Here is a 17,898-nt window from a genome sequence, read left to right on the forward strand (position 1 = left end):
TAGAGACTCGATATGCAACCCATTCAATTCTTCGCCGCAAGGGCTGAGGACGGCGCGCTGCTGCCTGGTGCAACCGTGGACGTGTTTGTCCAAGGCACTCAGGGCCGGGCTCCTCTATTTGCTGACTCACCCTGCACCGTTCCCCTCGGGAACCCAGTGTCGGCCGATGCTAATGCCCGGGTGTTCTTCTATACCACGACCCCTCGCATTGACATGCGCATCAGTCGCTACGGGTACGTGGCGCCTCTGATAGTCGACATCTCTACATGGGATGCGGCCACGGCGGTCGAGTGGGTTCAGTCGGAAATCGATGCTGCGCTGGGTGAGATTGGTGACTCGCTGGCAGAAATGGAAGATGAGTTTGTTGCCTCGCAAATTGATAAAGAACAGCGCTTTCGGCAGTTCCTCTTATCCAGTGGTTACCAGATGATCGGTGATTATGGCCCTGGCTTACTGATCACCGAGCTGAATCAGATTTTTGCCAAGGACGGCGAGCTTTATCGAGCGGGCGCTACGCTGGTGCTCCCCTACATCACAACCGGTGTCTGGGCCAATGAGTCGGCAAAGTTCGTATCGGTGGGCGATGCTGCCTTGCGCCAGGAGCTTGCCCGCCCTGAAGGTTCCACCAAGGTAGGGTTCCTCCAAGCGGGGGCCGGAGCGGCTCCGCGCAACATGCAGGACAAGATGCGCGACGTCGTATCGGTTAAAGATTTCGGGGCGATTGAGGGCGGGGGTGTTGACTGCACTCAGGCATTCCTCAAAGCAGGGAAGGGAGCCTATGTTCCGCCAGGTGTTTACCTGGTCAATTCATCCCAGGTGAGTATCCATACCTACCATGGCCCCGGCGTGGTCCTGGCGAACGGTCAACTGATCCAGTTGGAGCCGCCGCTACTTGATGGCGCAATGGTCCAGCGAGTTGGGGGTACGCCGCTTTTTGGTTTCAACACTTCGCCACCTGATCAGGAGTTGTACCTCGGCGCAGGCAACGCCACGCAAGGGATTGCATGGATGTTGCATGACGGGATAGAGAAGCTGTTCATTACCCAGCGGGTGAGTGGTGCATCGTGGGGCACAGACGAGCTGGTCCGTATCAGCGAGTGGCGTTGGATCGGCGACGGTGCGGACATGACGGTGGTTGCATTCACCGAGCCGCTGGCTCTTGGGCATGGCGCGGATCTCTCGGCGCTACTCGAGAATGGCGAGATTTACCTCTTCACCACCGTGAGCAACGACGGGGCGGTGGGTGGCGGCGCGTCACTGGGCGGTAAGGGCTATTCAAAAATCAAATGGCGCGGGGGCGCCACGGCACAATCTGACGTACAACGCTTCGAAGTCTTCGGCGAACCGGGTGATGGCTCCCGGCTGTTCTGGCCGCAACGAGCCAGCGTTTGTGTCACCAACGACGGAAAGTTTGTCATTCTCGTAGCCACCTCCAACGTTGGAACCGGTCGATTTTTCTTCCTCTACGACCGTGCGGCAGTGGAGGCGGCAGGTACCGATGCACGGAGTGTGGCGCCGCTTTCGGGACCTGTCCCCTTTGAGCGAGCACCGGGCGAGTTCGGCAGCACACTGCAAGGTATGACATCAGATGGAATGCATCTGTATACCGTGTGGGGTGCAGGAGCACCACGTGCAGCCCGTACCATTCAGGTATATGACTTGAGCGGATGCCTGCGCAGGACCATTCCCTATGTCGGTCCGGCAGCGCTGTATTCAGAAGAACAATTGATGGGCCTGACGGCCAAGGGCATTCCTGTCAGCTTTGAACCGGAAGGCATTTGCCTGCGCAACGATGAGCTGCTGCAACTCTCGGTGGATGCATGGAAGGCACCCCAGGACATTGTTTCTTTCGAAGGCTTTAACTGGGCCAGCATTAGCACCAACGCCACGGCAGGCATCCCGCCAACAACTCGTGCCAATTGGGTAATTACGAAGCGGGGAGCCTCGGGTGGTTACAACCCTTCGACCCCGTACATAGCAGGATCCTATCTGCGTCGTGACAAGCGCATCATGCGCATCAAACTGGTGGCCGGAGATGAAGGGGAACTGAAGTTACAGGCGGCCGTGACAGACCCTAGCACTGGGACGATGAAAGAGTATTACTCAGGAACAGACATCGCTTACAACGCGGAAAATGGATCGTTCACCATTGCCAAGTTTTACGAGGCGCTTGGAACCTATAAGACGTTCATGGAGTTGAACTACGGTAACACGTTGAACATTTTCTCCACGGACGCTGGGGAGCCCAATGACCGATGGGTGTCGATTAAATCGTCATGGAACGCCGGAATGTACGGGATGCAGTTGCGGTCCAGCCGGGGGACTGCCGCAGATGGTGGAAATATTGACCTGCACGCTTTCGACTGCCCTGCTGCTCCAGGGGAGTCGGTCATTTCGTCGCTCGATTCGGCTGTGATTCGTTTTAGGAACGGAAATGTTACCGCGGGCGTACTCAGCGCCGCGGGCCTGATCTACTACGGAGGGCAGTACATTCGTGCAACAACCGATAACGCAGTCTCCCTAGGCCGCAGTATCAACCGTTTCTCGGTCGTATATGCGGGCACCGGGAGCATTAACACTTCGGACGCTACGGAGAAAACCCCCATCACTGAGTTCTCGCAAGCCCACATCAACGTAGGTCTGCGATTAGTTGATGAGATTGGAACTTATCAGTGGTTACAGGAAATTGAGAAAAAAGGGCCGGCTGTGGCGCGAATCCACTTTGGTACCACAGTTCAGCGGGCTATCGAAATTTTCGAGGACGAGGGACTGGATCCTTTCCGGTTTGGCGCCGTGTGCTTGGATGAGTGGGAGGCGCATTCAGAGGAGATGGAGCCGGCTGAGCTTGATACCCACGGAAATATCGTGCGTGAAGCTGTGGTGCAGGAAATAGCAGCAGGTCGGCGTTATGGATTCCGTGACCACCAGCTGCAGTACCTGATTCTGGCGGCAACAGCATGGAGGCAAAAGAAGTTGGAAGATCGCCTTCGTGTACTGGAGCAGTCAGCTCAAGGCTGAACAGTCGACAGCTATACCTATTTGAATATATGCCCGCCATGCGCGGGCTTTTTTTTGCCTGGAGAAAACTATGCCTCTTACGCAACTGCAATTGCTACAGATCCTCCCGAACGCCCGCCCAGTTGCGGGCATCTTTTTGCCTGCACTGAATCGCTCCATGTTCCGTTACAAAATCAACAGCCGTGTGCGCCAGGCAGCGTTCATAGCCCAGATCGGGCATGAGTCGGGCCACCTGCGAAGGCTAGTGGAAAACCTGAATTACAGCGCTGAGGGTTTGGCGGCGACCTGGAAAGAGCGGTACCGCAGTATCGACGGCAAACCGAACGACAGGGCGAACAGCCTAGCCAGGCGTCCGGAAGCGATCGCCAACGACGCATATGCCGGCCGCAACGGAAACACGGCGGCGGGAGATGGTTGGCGCTATCGCGGACGTGGATTGCTGCAAATCACCGGGCGCTCCAACTACAGCGTTGCCGGCGCCGACCTCGGGCTGCCCTTGGAAGATCATCCGGAAATGCTCGAGCAACCGGAATACGCCGCCATGTCTGCCGCTTGGTGGTGGTCGCAGCGAGGCCTAAACGAGTTTGCAGACGCCGCCCGATTCCAGGACATCGGCAGTGTCATTAACACCGGCAAGCCAGGGCGTTTACCACACGGTGCGGCTAAGCGGCTTGCGCTGTACCAGGTCGCGCTGAAGGCGCTGGCCTAATTTGTATCCGCGAGCAATCGCTATCGGCTCGCTACTTAACGAGGAAATTATGAAACTCATTAGTAATTGGCAAGACGCATTGAAAATGTCCAGCGTCCAGGCGGGTGGTGCTATTGCAGCGTTAGGTATCGCTGAACAGCTTCTCCCGCAATTGCAGGCGGTGCTGCCGCCGGCAGGGTATGGCTTCCTTGGAATTCTGGTGATGGTGGCGCGGGTGATCTTGCAGCCAAAGTTGAGCAAGTAAATCGAAAAAGGAGCGGCCGGTGTGGGGGCGCCAACATCCAGACCGAGCACCGTCCCCGCAGATTGCCCCCTGCCAGTCCAGCCAAGGCTCCTGCTTCGTGCACAAAACGGAGCGAGCCTGGTATCTGTTTATCCTTATAGTGTTTGGGTGGGCAGCAGGGTGCCAACCAGTTAGGGGTGGGCCAAGCATTTCTCTATCAAATCCGTGTTCGTGTTGACTACAACGGCATAATTTTCGTACCGTGCGCGCCGGTTCATCGCGGGCGTGATCTCAAGGCTAAAACTCAGATCAGTTGCAAGTTCAAAGGCAACATTTCCTTTTTGCAAGCCAACGTTATTTCTTCTGCGATTTAGGTTGATCGGTATTGGCAGCTAGCGCCGGCAAACCTAGGCCGATTCAAGGCCATGGGGCTAACGCTCGATGCGATCAACCAGTCGAGCGGTCCTATCCTAGGAAAGCTGGACTCGTAGCGAGACGTGAAACCACCCGTTTGAAGGTCGGAAGTCTGATCGTACATTGTTGAATATTTGAAAAATCATGAAGAAGGGAAGGTCATGAAAAAAATAGTTATTGATCTCGATGGTACGCTAACAATCGACGATCCTAGCGTGCCTTATGAAAAAAAAGAACCGCGAAGCGAGGTCGTGGAAACACTTAGAAGTTACAAAGAAAACGGCTTCGAGATAATCATCGCCACAGCCAGAAATATGAGAACTCATAACGGGAACATCGGGAAAATAACTGCGAAGACGTTGCCGATTGTCATAGACTGGCTTAATCAGCACTCAATTCCATTTGACGAAATATACATTGGTAAACCTTGGTGCGGAACTGACGGGTTCTATGTGGACGACAAGGCTATAAGGCCTGACGAGTTCGCACGCATGAGTTATGAAGAAATTTGCACGACGGTGGGTATTTCCAAATGAGGGAAAATCCATTGAAATTCCCGGTGCTCATAACATCAGCGGCTTACGTTAATACGGAATTGGCTGCTGAGTACGGCGAACTTCCCCCATCATTTTTACCGTTTGGGCATGGCAGGTTATTCGAAGCCCAAATCAAGATGCTGGAGAGTTGTGCGAGCGAGGTCATATTAACGATTCCTCAGTCCTTTGAACCTGATGTGTCTGACTTGGAATGGTTGGAGTCTCGGAACGTCAAATTGCTCAGAGTTCCCGATGGTCTCTCCTTAGGTGAAAGTTTAAGCTACGCGACGATTGTAAGTGGATTCAGCGGGGCGATTGGCATACTTCACGGTGATACACTTATTTCCAATTTTGACGTTTCTTCAATAGATATTGTTGGAGTTGCACCAAGGCCGCCAAGCTACACTTGGGGTAAGTTTAAGAACCGCACAATCGCTAATACCCCATCCTTCCTGGCAGAGGATGAAGACGCTGTCCTTTGCGGGTGGTTTACATTTTCCAACGCGTCCGAATTACTTCGCTGCATAACCTTACAGCGCGGAAATTTCCCGGCAGCGATCGAAACGTATAGCGAGAGCATACCACTGTGCGCGCGTCGCGTAGAAAAGTGGCTTGATTTTGGCCACCTTCAAACATTTCATCAGGCGCGTGCGCAAGCCAGGACTGAAAGAGCTTTCAATAGTATTTCGGTTGCCAATCGTACAGTTTTTAAAAGTGGTGAAAAGTTAGGGAAGTTAGAAGATGAGGCGAAGTGGTACTCCGACCTCCCGCCTATGCTGAGAATGTTTACCCCTAAATTTCTCGGCTGGGAATCCAATGGCTATCGAATTGCTTACGAATACAGCCCTACGATACATGAGTTATACGTCTTTGGCGCCCTACCAAAGCAAAGCTGGGAAAAAATCGTATCGGGCTGTTTTGAGTTTTTGGGAGCGTGTGCAAATCAAGCACCATCTCCTGCCCAAACTCTCTCCTTAGACCTTGCTGATCAAACGGAGGAAAAAACGTTAGTCCGACTTTCCCAGTGGTCGGATAAAAGCGGCATTAGCTTGGAGAAAGAGTGGGTCATCAATGGCCGTAAGGTCCCATCACTTCTAAGGATCGCAAGCGAAACAATCGGGCGAGTAAGAGAAACTTCTCCGCTGCCAGGCGTAATGCATGGTGACTTCTGCTTTCCGAATATGTTTTACGATTTTAGAGAGCAGATTGTAAAAGTTATAGATCCTCGGGGCAGCATGCAAGATGGTTTTCCATCAATCTATGGAGACTTGCGCTACGATCTAGCAAAGTTTAACCATTCTATTGAGGGCTACGATCAGATCTTAACGAAAAAATATAGCTGTAGTCTAGAAGGTAATAACTTAACCCTTAGCTTTAGAAAAAATGCGACTGCTGAATTTATCAGGCAGGTATCCGCAAATTTCAATATTGCAGGGCAGAGTGTGTCTGATTCTGGAATATCTGCGTTAACTGTGCACCTATTCCTTTCTATGCTTCCATTGCATTTTGATCGCAGTGATCGACAAGTTGCATTTCTTGCAAATGCGCTACGGCTATATTCAGAGTTGGAAGGTTGATATGATTATTTTTCCTATGGCGGGCCTTAGTAGCAGATTTACTAAAGCAGGATACGAGCAGCCCAAGTGGATGTTACCTTTAGCAGAAAGGCCTCTGCTAGATTGGTCGCTGTTGAGCTTTGCATCTTTTTTCAATGATGAAAAATTTTTGATTGTGTTTCTAGATCGGCCTGGTGTAGGGGCGTTTGTTGAGAGGCGCGTTACGGAGTTGAGAATAGCCAATCCCGTGCTCGTCCCGTTAGGCGCACCGACTGCGGGCCAAGCGGAAACCGTTCATTTGGGGTTGAGCCAAGCCGGGCTGCCAGATTCCCAAGATCTGACAATATTTAATATTGATACGATTCGCCCCGGCTATTCACGTTCGCCTATGCTGGAAATCAGCGATGGTTGGTTAGAGTGTTTTAAGGGTGATGGTGATCATTGGTCCTTTGTAAGGGAAAACAGCGCAAGTCCTAATCTTGCTGACGAAGTAGTAGAAAAGAAGCGGATATCTGATAATTGCTGCACAGGTATATACTGGTTTAAATCATCCAGCGCCTTCGAGAACGCTTACCAGGCCGAAGCGGCAAACCCGAAAGCTGCGGAATTGTTCGTCGCCCCGCTTTATCAGCGTCTAATTGAAGATAATAAACGTGTGTCATTCGATGTGATTGCGGATAAAGATATTTTCTTCAGTGGCACCCCAGCAGAATATGAGCACGCAAAAACCCAAGAGAAACAATTGAGGGAGAGTTTTAAAGAGTACTTGTAGTGCTCGTTAAAATTAGACTTCAGGTAGTAGCGATAGGTGCAAACTGCGTTTTTACGTAATATCGCTACTCTAAACGGCTAAGAATTTGTGTTTAGGTAGTTTATGAGTGTAGATCAATTAGAAGGGCCTCATTTTAAAGTCGTACCCGCTCCTGGGTCGTCGCGCCTCCTCGTGTTTTTTGCTGGAACCAATAAGACAGACGGTAAGTTTGATTTCTGGAAAGTTGGAAATTCGCAGACAGACCATAAGCTTTTTCTTAATAACGGCAAAAATGAATGGTATCAGAACGGAATTCCCGGTTTTGCCGATGATGTAGTCTCCATTGGCAAAAAAATTGAACAGATCGCGACTTCATTGGGCGCAATCGATATCGTTTTGCATGGCGTAAGTATGGGAGGCTACGCCGCTGCTCTTTTTGCAAAACTAATCGGTTGTCGTGCCATGGCCTTCGGATTTGATACCAGGCTGAGGCTACCCCATACACGTAGTATGCAAATAGCAAAAACTGTTCCTCTGGTATTTCCGGATCTTTCCAAAGTTTCAAGTCGCAGCACTACCACCATTCTCCATATTGCTGGAGAAGTAGACGCAATGGACTTAAAGTCGGCGTCTCATTTCTTGGATATGTATGGCGTCACCACGTTGACTTTGAGGGGGGTAGGGCATGGCGGTGCACCGTTCATTGATCAAAAATATGGTCTGTCCGCATTTATTCAAAAGTTTGCCACCAACGAGGCGTTGCCCGAAATCTTTGAGAAGGGACGTGCTGCAAAAAACAGTGTCCTAGTAGATCGTTTAGTTGCACTCCATGTTTGTACTAAGGCAAAGGATTGGGTAAAAGCCGAGGTGGCTGCCAATCTGGTCTTGGAGGTTGATCCTAGTAACGAGACGGCCAATTACTGGCTTGGCACTATATCGTTGGGTAACAAGTCGACCAGTGAAGCAATACGGTATCTCGCGTGCGTAGTGGGCTCGGCTCCGCATTTTACAAACGCGCAATATAGATTGGCGCGAGCGTTTATGGAGATTAAAGATCATGAACGCGCTAAATTTCACATGCAAGAGCATGCAAAGTTAAGTCCGGAGGCAGTGCTTGCTCAAGTGTTTCTTTCGGATATAACCAGAGTCGAAGGCCGCTTAGACGAAGCCAATAATATGTTGCGTAAGGCCTTTGATCTCGCGCCAGAGAATAAAAGTGTGTTATTGAGAATGGCTAAGCATGCTGTCTCAGTGTAGCGGTTTGTTGGCTAGATAATTGTGAGTTATGATTTCGATTGTTGTCGCGTAAATCATAACTTGCATTGCTGTTTTTAATGTTATTTTGACAGATTATAAATTTGAGGATTTTTGTAATGTCGTTAATTCAAGGAGCGAAGATAAAGTTTAGACAGTGGGAAGATATTCCATGCGTTGAATCAATAGCAGAACTCGAGACGGCCCATAGCCTGTTGAGAGCTCCTGCGGTACGTTTCATACATCACGCAGCAGAGAGCAGGAGTTTTCGGTTGCGACGTGTATGGACTGCTGAAAAAAAGCAGAGCCCTCCTGTTACTAAGTCAAGAGCGACTGAAAGCATTGACCTTATACATCTTCAGAATGCGACTTTGGCAGGTGATTTTGGACTTTTTTTTGGTCAAAATGAAGCTTGTATTTTCCCATTTTATCGGCATTTACATCTGCACTTGTCGCCGGAAAAGTTTGATAGGGCTAAGCTACTTCGAAAACGTTTAAGTACTGCCCTGATAGACGCTACATCTGGTTTAGAGGGAATTGTGAATTCGGATATTTCTCCAGTGAGGCATATTTCCGAGCCGGTTTTTCTGTTTGAGAAGCCTCATGGGCATGCGTACAGCCATTTCATCTGGGACTCGCTTTCTGTGCTTTGGTGGCTTAGCCTTTTGCCGGCTGAGGTCAAAGTTTTAGTGTCTAGCACTATCCCTAATTATCAAAAAGAAATGCTTAAAGCGGCCGGCTTAACGGAAGATCGGATCATTTGGAGAGATGGTAGAGAGCACATGACACTTTCAAGTGTTTATGTACCCACGTTTTGCGCCGTGAATAACAGCTGGATCTGTGATGATGCGTTAGATTTTTTTGCGAGCATGCGGTTAAAAACTGAAGTTAAACCTACTAGGTTGGTATATTTCGATCGAGGCGGCGACAGGTCTGGTGTGCGTAGGCTGTTAAATGAAGAGCAAGTTTGGGAGATTTGTAAAGAGTATGGTTTTGAACGCGTGACGCCTGCTCAACTTACATTTGCAGAAAAGCGTAAGTTGTTTTCGGAAACAGCGGTGATGGTTGGTCAATTTGGAGGTGGTATACAGACTCACTTTCTTATGCAGCCCGGAACTTCAATTCTTTGTCTTCAATCGGATCTTTTCTTCCGAAACATATTTGAGTTTACTTCAAGTAAATTGCGTCAGCTCGTATCTGCGGTTGTCGGCAAAACTTCAACAGCTCTAGCTGGCGATCCAAATAATTCTGACTTTGAAATAGATCCTGAGGCATTAAGAAAAGCTCTTGAGCAAACGCTCGCTATTAGGAGTCATTAATAAGTGGTTGTGGGGTGCATCATTTATGAAGTGGATCAACATTGCTAGCACCCTAGCCATTTTGTTGATGTTCGGCGCGCTGTGTTCAGCGAACACAGCCCCAAAGATCAATGATCTGAAAATTGGGCCTGCTTCCATAACGCCGTTTCCTGGACCGCAAGCTCATAAAGTCGAGGCGACCGACGGTGAGCTGGCGAAGAGGGATTTGGTATTTTCGCCTGCGAACCTATTTGGGCCAGGCGGGAACAGGATTGGTATCCAGGCATTTTCACTCGACGAACGTTCTCGAAATATCTATACGTTGCAGCTCAACGGAGCTAAGGCTGGTAATCAGTCGACCATCAATAGATTTTCACTCGATGGACCCTTAAAGCGAAATTCAGAGGGGTATTCGACGCCTGCTAGTTATGATGTGGGTCATCAAGGTTTGGGCATTGAGTACCTGACCAATGGTGATTTTCGCCTCTGGACAACGGCCTATACAAACCCTAAACAGGCCGTCCGATACAGCTATGCCGACGGACGTCCGCTGGCAAACATCGAGTTATACGGACTATTCGGAAAGGACTTTCGAAACCGATCTAGTAGCACCCCAACAATCAGCCATGACCAGCAATATCTCATTGCCGTAGGCTTGCGAAAGCGGGCTTCCACAGTGACCGTCCGCGTCTGGCGGCTCGCTGATATGGTTAAGGGTGGTCCTGGTGACTATTCAAATTCCTGGCTCTATGAATGGGAGACATTGGGGTTGACGGATTCGACCCATCCAACTCAAGGTATCGCCAGCGATGGAGAAACAGTATGGATGGTGGCCGGTAACAATGATATTCATGTGCCTAAGCGCCTGCAGGTCTATACGTTACAGGGTTCATTATTATCTACAATCGGCAATCTTGAAACAGGCAGAGCCGAAGCGTTATTGGACGGATCCGGTTCTGTGTACGAACCTGAAGGTTTAGCTCTATTTCATAATGGAAGCCGACTCATACTCTGCGTGGGAATTGTAAGTGGCGACTTAGGGGCGCGTCGTGCTCGCATTTATGAGATTAAAAATTCTGGGTATTGGTAGGGTTAATGCTCTGCAGGATTTGTTTATGGAAACAAATCTCGGTAGCTATATTCCGTTACTTGGACTATGTGGGAGCGCACCGGAGGTATGGTAAAATTTAGGGCAGATTTAGGGCAGAACGGGGGCCGCTGCACGCCGCTTTAGGCTTTAAAAGTGAAGTGATTTTGCCTATTTTAGCGGCGTCAGGCGGTATGCCGCGTAGGTGTAAGGGGTTCGAATCCCTATCTATGCCCCCTGCCATTCACTAAAAATACGGTGACTGCATCCGACCCAAAGCTGCTGGTCAGCAGAGGCAGAAACCGACCAGGAGCAATCAGTCGGAAAAGAGTCGCAACGATGACGCCGTAGGCAGCAATCAATTAGCTCGTTGGCTTCTGCATCAGTTCATGGGACGGAACCTTGTCAGCGATCTCAATCCACCAGTCGCTATTGCACTGCTTCAGTTCTCCGCCTACGAAGACCGAGTCCTTGTTAAACGACTTGATATCTCGAGGGCTGGTTACTGTGTCTTTCGCTTGGCACATCACCAAGTAGCACTTAGCTCCTTCTCTAATTTGTTTAACGTGGCGTTGCCGCTCTTTGTACCCAGAATTGCTGCTGTCACCACCGTACTTTTCCAGATGGGTCAACTGGACGTACCGTTTCCCATCATGCGAATGGCACCTGTCTTGCCACACGCGGAGGAATACAGCGCCATCAGCTCGCTCTGCCCCCCAAGACTGCCGCATCATTCGAAGCGGAGCCCCTAGGGCGGAAAAGAACTGCGTTATTGACCGCTCACTCATTGTCTCTTCTCCGTGCGTGGAAAATGCGTGTCTTTTTCCGCTTTGGGGCCATGAGCGCCAAAATCAATTGGCTGGGCTTGCTTCGTAGGCGCGCCGAGGGTCGCAGACCCGAGAAAAACCTGGCGCCCAGAGCCAGCGCGTCGGCTGGAACGCTTAGTTAGATGCACGATACGAAGTGCGACCACAGTTCTCTCTTGACGATAAGGCCTCCTAGAAAAGCGAACAGCATTGATATGAGGCCGGCGAGAAGTGCGGAGAAGCCAAATAGGCGAGCCGACGGGGTTTGTTCCCAAAACTTGAGATTCCAATTCGTCGCTAACTTCAAGGCCATCCATCCAACCATTGCGGCCACGACGCCGGCAACATTGAAAGCAACGAGTACGGTGAAAAATAGTCTTTCTATGAGTCCTGTCAGTGCTGGAGGAACCCCGCGGAGTTCACCTTTAGCTTCAGGTTTCTCAATCTCTGGCTTCGCAGACTCACCGTCAGGTTCCTTCTTTTCCGACTTGTCTGGGCCTTTTGGCTTCTCCGATAATCCCATCCATTGGCGCAGCACCTTTAGGAACAGCCAAGTGACCAGCCACCCACCTAAAAGGGAGAACGACAACCCGATCAGCCAAGACTTGAGGTCCATAAGATCCGAATCCTAGTAGTGCGTCTAACTCTCCGCAGGTGGGCTGCCAGCGCCTTCGCGAGCTTGGTGGATAACATACTCTGACCAGACCGGGCATTGTGACGACCTAGTAACCGCTGAAGGGAGGTTATACGCCATGGATGGAAAGCCCAATCTGCTTAATCAGGCCCGGCAATAGAAGAAAGCATAGCTACTCACTTGCCATCGCTCCGTCCACCGGCTTCTTTTGGCCGATCGCTGTCACTCTGGAGTCATCAGCACTGCGAGCGTTAGCTTGATGAACTCTTCATTTTTATCGATGGAATCCAAGGCGCCGCGGATGTTATCCGCGACCTCGGCCGCACCGCGTTGCTCAACCCAGTTCGAAAGCTCCACGATGGCGGCCTCCAAGGCGAGCTGGTTTTCGTTGAGCTTGAAGAGCAGGGAAGGAAGCAGGTCTGAGTTTGGCATCGCGAATCCTCCGTGAAGCATTCAGCGTAGCAGTCGAATGTTTATAAGGACTGCCAAGCACTCTAAAGCAAGGTCCAACAGCCTCAAGACTACGAATGGAGAAACGGTAGTGCCCGTGACAAGTTAGGTAATGGCTTGCTTAAAAATTGCTACAAAGATGAAGAGCTAAAGCGGATTCGGCCAGGCGGGCTGGGGCTGCGATGAATGGCTACATCCAATCCATCATGGGGGCGACGGAGAAACGGCGGGAGAGCGGGGCGGGTGTGGCGTTGGATACGGACATGGGGGATCTGGAATCGGTGAGGCTGGGAGGTGGGGGAGTTTATCAGGATTGGGGGTTTGGTGAGTCTTGCGCCTTCCACAGCCATCGGAAACGCCGTAATTAGCTGCGTTTTCAACGGTCCTAGGCTCTGTACGAAATCCCGAGAAACCCAATCGACGCCCCTAGGACGCTGAAATTTTGTAGAGCCCCCCGCCATCGACGGAAAGGAATTCTGTGATGGCAAAGCGTTACGAACTCTCGGACGAGGCCTGGGGAGTAGTCTCCGATCTCTTCATCGAAACCCATGGCCGAGGAAGGCCGCGACTGAGCGACCGCCTGATGCTCGACGGCGTGCTCTGGGTGCTCTGCTCGGGTGCAGCGTGGCGAGATATGCCGAAGCGCTACGCCGCTACTGCGACAAATATCGAATGCAACCCGTCATCCCTCTGCGCTCGATGAAGCGCAAGCCTAAGCCCGGTTTACCCAGACTCTTTGATCGGCCCAAGTACCGTCAGCGCGACATCATCGAGCGCATGTTTGGCTGGCTGAAAGAGAACCGCCGGATCGTAACGCGCTTCGACAAACTCGCGAAAAGCTACGCCGCCATGGTCTCACTGGCTTGTTCCATGCGGTGTTTGCGACATCTCTTTTCGTACAGAGCCTAGCTATTCGACATCCATAACGTCTTTTCGGCAACATATAGCATGTGCATCGCGCTCGCGTCGGTCGGAGGATAATCGGGATGAAGGAATTCGCCGCCCACAACTCTCGTCATCCCCAGCCGCTGCATTACAATTTCAGAACGCTTGTTCGCCAATGCAGTAAAAGCGTAAACGCGGGGCACATCCAAGGTGCTAAATGCATAATCGAGAGCCGCGCGAGCTGCTTCGGTCGCATAACCCTTGCCCCAATAGTCGCGACCAAGTCGCCACCCCACCTCTAAGGCCGGACCGAATGGAAAATCATCTCCGAGCCAATGGAGGCCAACTGCGCCGATCAACGAGCCATCATCGATACGTTCGGCAGCCCAGAAAGTTGGCTCGCCGCCTTCAGAAAGCCGCGTCAGTTGGTCAACTACATCGCAGGTCTCAGACGCAGTCTTCGTGCCCCCGAGGAACTGCATTACCTCAGGGTCAGCATGGATTACGCAAAGCAGGGGCTTATCCGCCTCTCGCCAATCCCTGAGCTTCAACCGGTCTGTTTCAATCATTCTTTCCCTCATAGCGAACAGGCTTGTTCCCGCTGCCACAATATCATCGTGCCCTTTACAAGTCCCCGTTCTCAATTTATCGAGCGGCGGCTTATGGGAGCTCCCAGGCATGGAATGAATGACCAGAACGGAGACAAGAATGACTTGGGTGTAAGACCTGGAACGGCTAATAGCAAGGTGTTCTCGTTATGAGTTACTTATGAGTACTAGGCTCTGTACGAAAAGTTTTGTGGGAGCGGCGGTGCGGCGATCCGACTTGTCCCGCGATGGAGTGCGAAGCGCTCCTGTAACCGATATCAAATAGTGTCAAAGAAGCCGCGCATTCAGGCTTTGCTGCCGCGTTGCGGCAGATCGCGGGGCAAGCCCGCTCCCACAACGATGGATGACCATACTTTTCGTACAGAACCTAGAGCGCGTGTTTAAAAAACACTCAGTGATTCTTATCAAGAGCCAATTCAAATGAGCGCTCAGCTCGCGCCAGGTGTTCGAGTGGCAGAGGATGACCCGCCCCGAAACCCTCACCGACATTCAGCGCGCCGCCCATCTCCGATACTGCCCCCAAGTCACTCTCGGCAATTCAACATTTCCACTGATTTGCGAAACGGTGTGTCATGAACTGGATAGTCTCCGTCGCGAGATGTACATAACCCACGTTCGAACATTCGTATATTCCAGTCCAAAGGGCCCTAGCGCCGACAAGAAAATTCAGACTGGAGAAACGAGATGGCCAAAGCTGTTCGCTTTTACGAAACCGGTGGACCCGAAGTGCTTTGTTATGAAGACGTCGAGGTCGGTGAACCGGGGCCGGGACAGGCTCGCGTTCGACATAGCTACATCGCGGTCAATTTCATCGACATCTACCACCGCACTGGCTATTACCCTTCTCAACTGCCGGGCGGCCTCGGTTCGGACGCTGTCGGTGTCGTCGAAGCGGTAGGGCCGGGTGTGACCGATATCAAGGTCGGAGACCGGGTCGGTTATCTGATGGGGCCGCAAGGTGCCTATTCCGACGTGCGTTTGATTCCCGCCGAGGTGCTGATTCCGTTGCCAGACGGGATATCGGATCGCACAGCGTCGACGCTCATCATGAAGGGCCTGACGGCGCAATATCTTTTCCGTCAGGTTTATCCGTTGAAGGGTGGCGAGACGATTCTCTACCACGCGGCTGCCGGTGGCGTCGGCCTGATCGCTTGCCAATGGGCGCGTGCGCTTGGGGTCACGATGATCGGCACCGTCAGCAGTGACGAAAAGGCGGAAATCGCCAAGGCCAACGGTTGCACGCATACGATCGTCACCTCTCGCGAGAACATCGCAGAGCGTGTGCGCGAACTGACGGATGGCCAAGGTGTACCCGTCGTCTATGACTCTGTTGGCAAGGACACCCTGCAGGCTTCGCTGGACAGCCTGCAAGTGCGTGGCACCCTCGTCAGCAACGGCACGAGTTCCGGCCCCGTCAATGTCGATGCGCTGACGCTTGCCCTGAAGGGATCAATTTGGTTCACGCGTCCGGCGATGGTGCATTACATCAAGCCTCGCTCGCACATGCTCTCCATGGCCAAGGAGCTGTTCGACCTGGTGCTTGCCGGGAAAATTTCGAGCGAGCCGAAACAGATCTTCGAGCTCGCCGAGGCCGCCGAAGCGCATCGCATGCTGGAGTCGCGAAAGACGATCGGGGCGACTGTGCTGGTTCCGTGACGTCAAGGAAGAATCAGGAGACTTTGCGTAATGCACATAAAACAACAAACCTGTGCGCTGGGCGCCGAACTGGTGGGCGTGAAGCTGGCGGATGCCATTCACGATGACGATTTGTTCGCCGAGATCCGCGGGGCAATGCTCAAGTATCGTGTCCTGTTCCTGAGGAATCAGGACATCAGCAGCGCAGAACACGTAGCGTTTGCGCGGCGCTTTGGTGATCTCGAGGATCACCCGGTCGCGGGCAGTGATCCGGATTATCCAGGCCTGGTCCGTATCTACAAGACACCGGATCAATCACCCGACCGATACGAAAATGCTTGGCACTCCGATGCCACCTGGCGGGAAGCACCACCCTTCGGAGCAGTGTTGCGGTGCGTTGAATGCCCTCCAGTTGGCGGAGACACGATGTGGGCAAACATGGCGCTGGCTTATGAAAACCTGCCTGCCCATATCAAGGACAAGATTGCCAACTTGAGGGCTCGCCACAGTATCGAGGCCACCTTTGGCGCATCGATGCCGATGGATAAGCGTCTGGCACTCAAAGCCCGATTTCCGGACGCAGAGCATCCAGTCGTGCGAACGCATCCGCAAACTGGCGAGAAGGTGTTGTACGTGAATGTCTTTACCACGCACTTCACCAATTTCCACACCAGTGAGCATGTCCGCTATGGGCAGGACGCGAACCCCGGTGCCGGGGAATTGCTGCGTTATCTGCTAAGTCAGGCATACATCCCGGAGTACCAGGTGCGTTGGCGCTGGGAGCCCAACAGTGTCGCCATCTGGGACAACAGCGCTACGCAACACTATGCAGTAATGGATTATCCGGCGTGCCATCGAAAGATGGACCGAGCCGGAATCATAGGCACCAAGCCCTATTAGATATTTCTTCCTGTCGACTGACAAAAACGCGTCACCCAACAATACGTCCTCGGAGATACCCATGAATTTCATTGACGGTTCGCTGTACCCCGAAAACCAGGAAAAACTGGTCATCACTGTGGCTCCCTATGGCCCTCAGTTCGAGGTCAGTGACTTCCCGGAAGACATTCCGGTCACCATGGATGAGCAAGTTCAGAAGGCTGTCGACTGCTATGAAGCCGGTGCCACTGTGCTGCACCTGCATGTGCGCGAACTCGACGGCAAAGGCTCAAAACGCTTGTCCAAGTTCAACGAACTGATCGCCGGAGTACGTGAAGCTGTACCGGATATGATCATTCAGGTGGGTGGCTCGATTTCATTTGCGCCCGAATCGGAAGGCGAGGTCGCGAAATGGCTGTCTGACGACACACGCCACATGCTGGCCGAGCTGACACCGAAGCCGGATCAGGTGACCCTGGCTATCAACTCGAACCAGTTCAACATCATCGAGGCGCTGTCCGAGGTCGATCTCGCCGGAACTTCGTTCGCTGATCCGGTGAAGCAGCTCGCCTACCGCGAAATGACCATTCCGGCCGGCCCCGGGTGGGTGGAAGAGCACGTCAAGCGCCTGAGCGCGAATGGCATCCAGGTGCAGTTCCAGATGGGCAACATCAACTCACTGGAAACCGTCGAACGCATGATGCGCCGCGGCGTTTGCAACGTGCCTTTGATTCTGACCTGGATTCCCATCGGTGGCGGCGCTGACGCGATGACGCCGTACAACATGACCAATTTCATGCGCGCAGTGCCGGACGGTGCAGTGCTGACATTCGAGGGCCAGATGAACAACGTTCTGCCGCTTAACATGATGGCCATTGCGATGGGCCTGCATGTGCGCTGTGGTATCGAAGACACGATCTGGACGCCTGATCGTTCGCGCAAGATGAGCAGCGTGGAGCAGATCCAGCAACTGGTGCGCATCGCCAATGAATGTGCACGACCGGTTGCCAATGGCAAGGAGGCGCGCGAAATCTACAAGATCGGCACGTTCTACAAGGACGCGGATGAAACCCTGGCCGCGAACGGATTCACACCGAATCGCAAGCCGCATCAGTAACGGATCTACCCTCACCCAAGACCTGTGCTATCGATGGC

At 52.2% G+C, this 17,898-nt stretch carries 15 protein-coding genes and 2 pseudogenes; 14 read left to right on the forward strand and 3 right to left on the reverse strand.

Annotated features, from left to right (window positions below):
* The first annotated feature begins 12 nt into the window (after positions 1-12).
* From NPS56_RS02070 to NPS56_RS02110, 9 genes are all read left to right on the forward strand, one after another.
* Entirely contained in the window at positions 13-3,018 is a 3,006-nt protein-coding gene (locus NPS56_RS02070; protein ID WP_274073235.1) for a tail fiber domain-containing protein, read from the forward strand.
* Positions 3,019-3,088: 70 nt separating this feature from the next.
* Entirely contained in the window at positions 3,089-3,727 is a 639-nt protein-coding gene (locus NPS56_RS02075; protein WP_274073236.1) for a glycoside hydrolase family 19 protein, read from the forward strand.
* A 49-nt stretch (positions 3,728-3,776) separates the two neighbouring features.
* Positions 3,777-3,971 carry a hypothetical protein gene (locus NPS56_RS02080; RefSeq protein WP_274073237.1) on the forward strand — a complete coding sequence of 65 codons (195 nt, stop codon included), beginning with the start codon at positions 3,777-3,779 and terminating at the stop codon, positions 3,969-3,971.
* 554 nt (positions 3,972-4,525) lie between these two features.
* A complete protein-coding gene (locus tag NPS56_RS02085; RefSeq protein WP_274073238.1) occupies positions 4,526-4,900 on the forward strand; it encodes an HAD-IIIC family phosphatase in 375 nt (124 codons plus the stop codon).
* An 11-nt stretch (positions 4,901-4,911) separates the two neighbouring features.
* On the forward strand, positions 4,912-6,477 hold the full coding sequence (locus NPS56_RS02090) for a hypothetical protein (protein ID WP_274073239.1): 1,566 nt from the start codon (positions 4,912-4,914) through the stop codon (positions 6,475-6,477).
* Between the two features lies 1 nt (position 6,478).
* Entirely contained in the window at positions 6,479-7,228 is a 750-nt protein-coding gene (locus tag NPS56_RS02095) for a hypothetical protein (protein WP_274073240.1), read from the forward strand.
* Positions 7,229-7,330: 102 nt separating this feature from the next.
* A complete protein-coding gene (locus NPS56_RS02100; RefSeq protein ID WP_274073241.1) occupies positions 7,331-8,464 on the forward strand; it encodes a tetratricopeptide repeat protein in 1,134 nt (377 codons plus the stop codon).
* A gap of 116 nt (positions 8,465-8,580) precedes the next feature.
* A complete protein-coding gene (locus NPS56_RS02105) occupies positions 8,581-9,780 on the forward strand; it encodes a glycosyltransferase family 61 protein (protein WP_274073242.1) in 1,200 nt (399 codons plus the stop codon).
* Positions 9,781-9,805: 25 nt separating this feature from the next.
* Complete coding sequence (locus tag NPS56_RS02110; protein ID WP_274073243.1) at positions 9,806-10,849, forward strand: hypothetical protein; 1,044 nt, start codon at positions 9,806-9,808, stop codon at positions 10,847-10,849.
* Positions 10,850-11,791: 942 nt separating this feature from the next.
* Here NPS56_RS02110 and NPS56_RS02115 read toward each other — a convergent pair.
* Positions 11,792-12,268 (reverse strand): hypothetical protein, encoded by a 477-nt coding sequence (locus tag NPS56_RS02115; protein WP_274073244.1) that lies wholly within the window; start codon positions 12,266-12,268, stop codon positions 11,792-11,794.
* 240 nt (positions 12,269-12,508) lie between these two features.
* Positions 12,509-12,718 (reverse strand): hypothetical protein, encoded by a 210-nt coding sequence (locus tag NPS56_RS02120; RefSeq protein WP_274073245.1) that lies wholly within the window; start codon positions 12,716-12,718, stop codon positions 12,509-12,511.
* Positions 12,719-13,217: 499 nt separating this feature from the next.
* On the opposite strand from NPS56_RS02120, the pseudogene NPS56_RS02125 reads away from it, so the two are divergent.
* A pseudogene (locus NPS56_RS02125) lies at positions 13,218-13,645 on the forward strand (transposase).
* Here the strand turns inward: NPS56_RS02125 and NPS56_RS02130 are convergent.
* A complete protein-coding gene (locus NPS56_RS02130) occupies positions 13,642-14,190 on the reverse strand; it encodes a GNAT family N-acetyltransferase (RefSeq protein ID WP_274073246.1) in 549 nt (182 codons plus the stop codon). The pseudogene NPS56_RS02125 and the gene NPS56_RS02130 overlap by 4 nt on opposite strands.
* Positions 14,191-14,653: 463 nt before the next feature.
* Between NPS56_RS02130 and NPS56_RS02135 the strand changes: the two are divergent.
* The 4 genes and pseudogenes from NPS56_RS02135 to NPS56_RS02150 all read left to right on the forward strand — a co-directional run.
* A pseudogene (locus NPS56_RS02135) lies at positions 14,654-14,743 on the forward strand (DNA adenine methylase); the annotation flags it as partial.
* A gap of 170 nt (positions 14,744-14,913) precedes the next feature.
* A complete protein-coding gene (locus NPS56_RS02140; protein ID WP_274073247.1) occupies positions 14,914-15,885 on the forward strand; it encodes a quinone oxidoreductase family protein in 972 nt (323 codons plus the stop codon).
* Positions 15,886-15,915: 30 nt separating this feature from the next.
* Entirely contained in the window at positions 15,916-16,764 is an 849-nt protein-coding gene (locus NPS56_RS02145; protein ID WP_274073248.1) for a TauD/TfdA dioxygenase family protein, read from the forward strand.
* Positions 16,765-16,825: 61 nt separating this feature from the next.
* Positions 16,826-17,860, forward strand: coding sequence for a 3-keto-5-aminohexanoate cleavage protein (locus tag NPS56_RS02150; RefSeq protein WP_274073249.1), 1,035 nt, complete (start codon positions 16,826-16,828; stop codon positions 17,858-17,860).
* Positions 17,861-17,898: the final 38 nt, after the last annotated feature.

The sequence above is a fragment of the Pseudomonas putida genome, assembly GCF_028682635.1.
Classification (GTDB): domain Bacteria; phylum Pseudomonadota; class Gammaproteobacteria; order Pseudomonadales; family Pseudomonadaceae; genus Aquipseudomonas; species Aquipseudomonas putida_AE.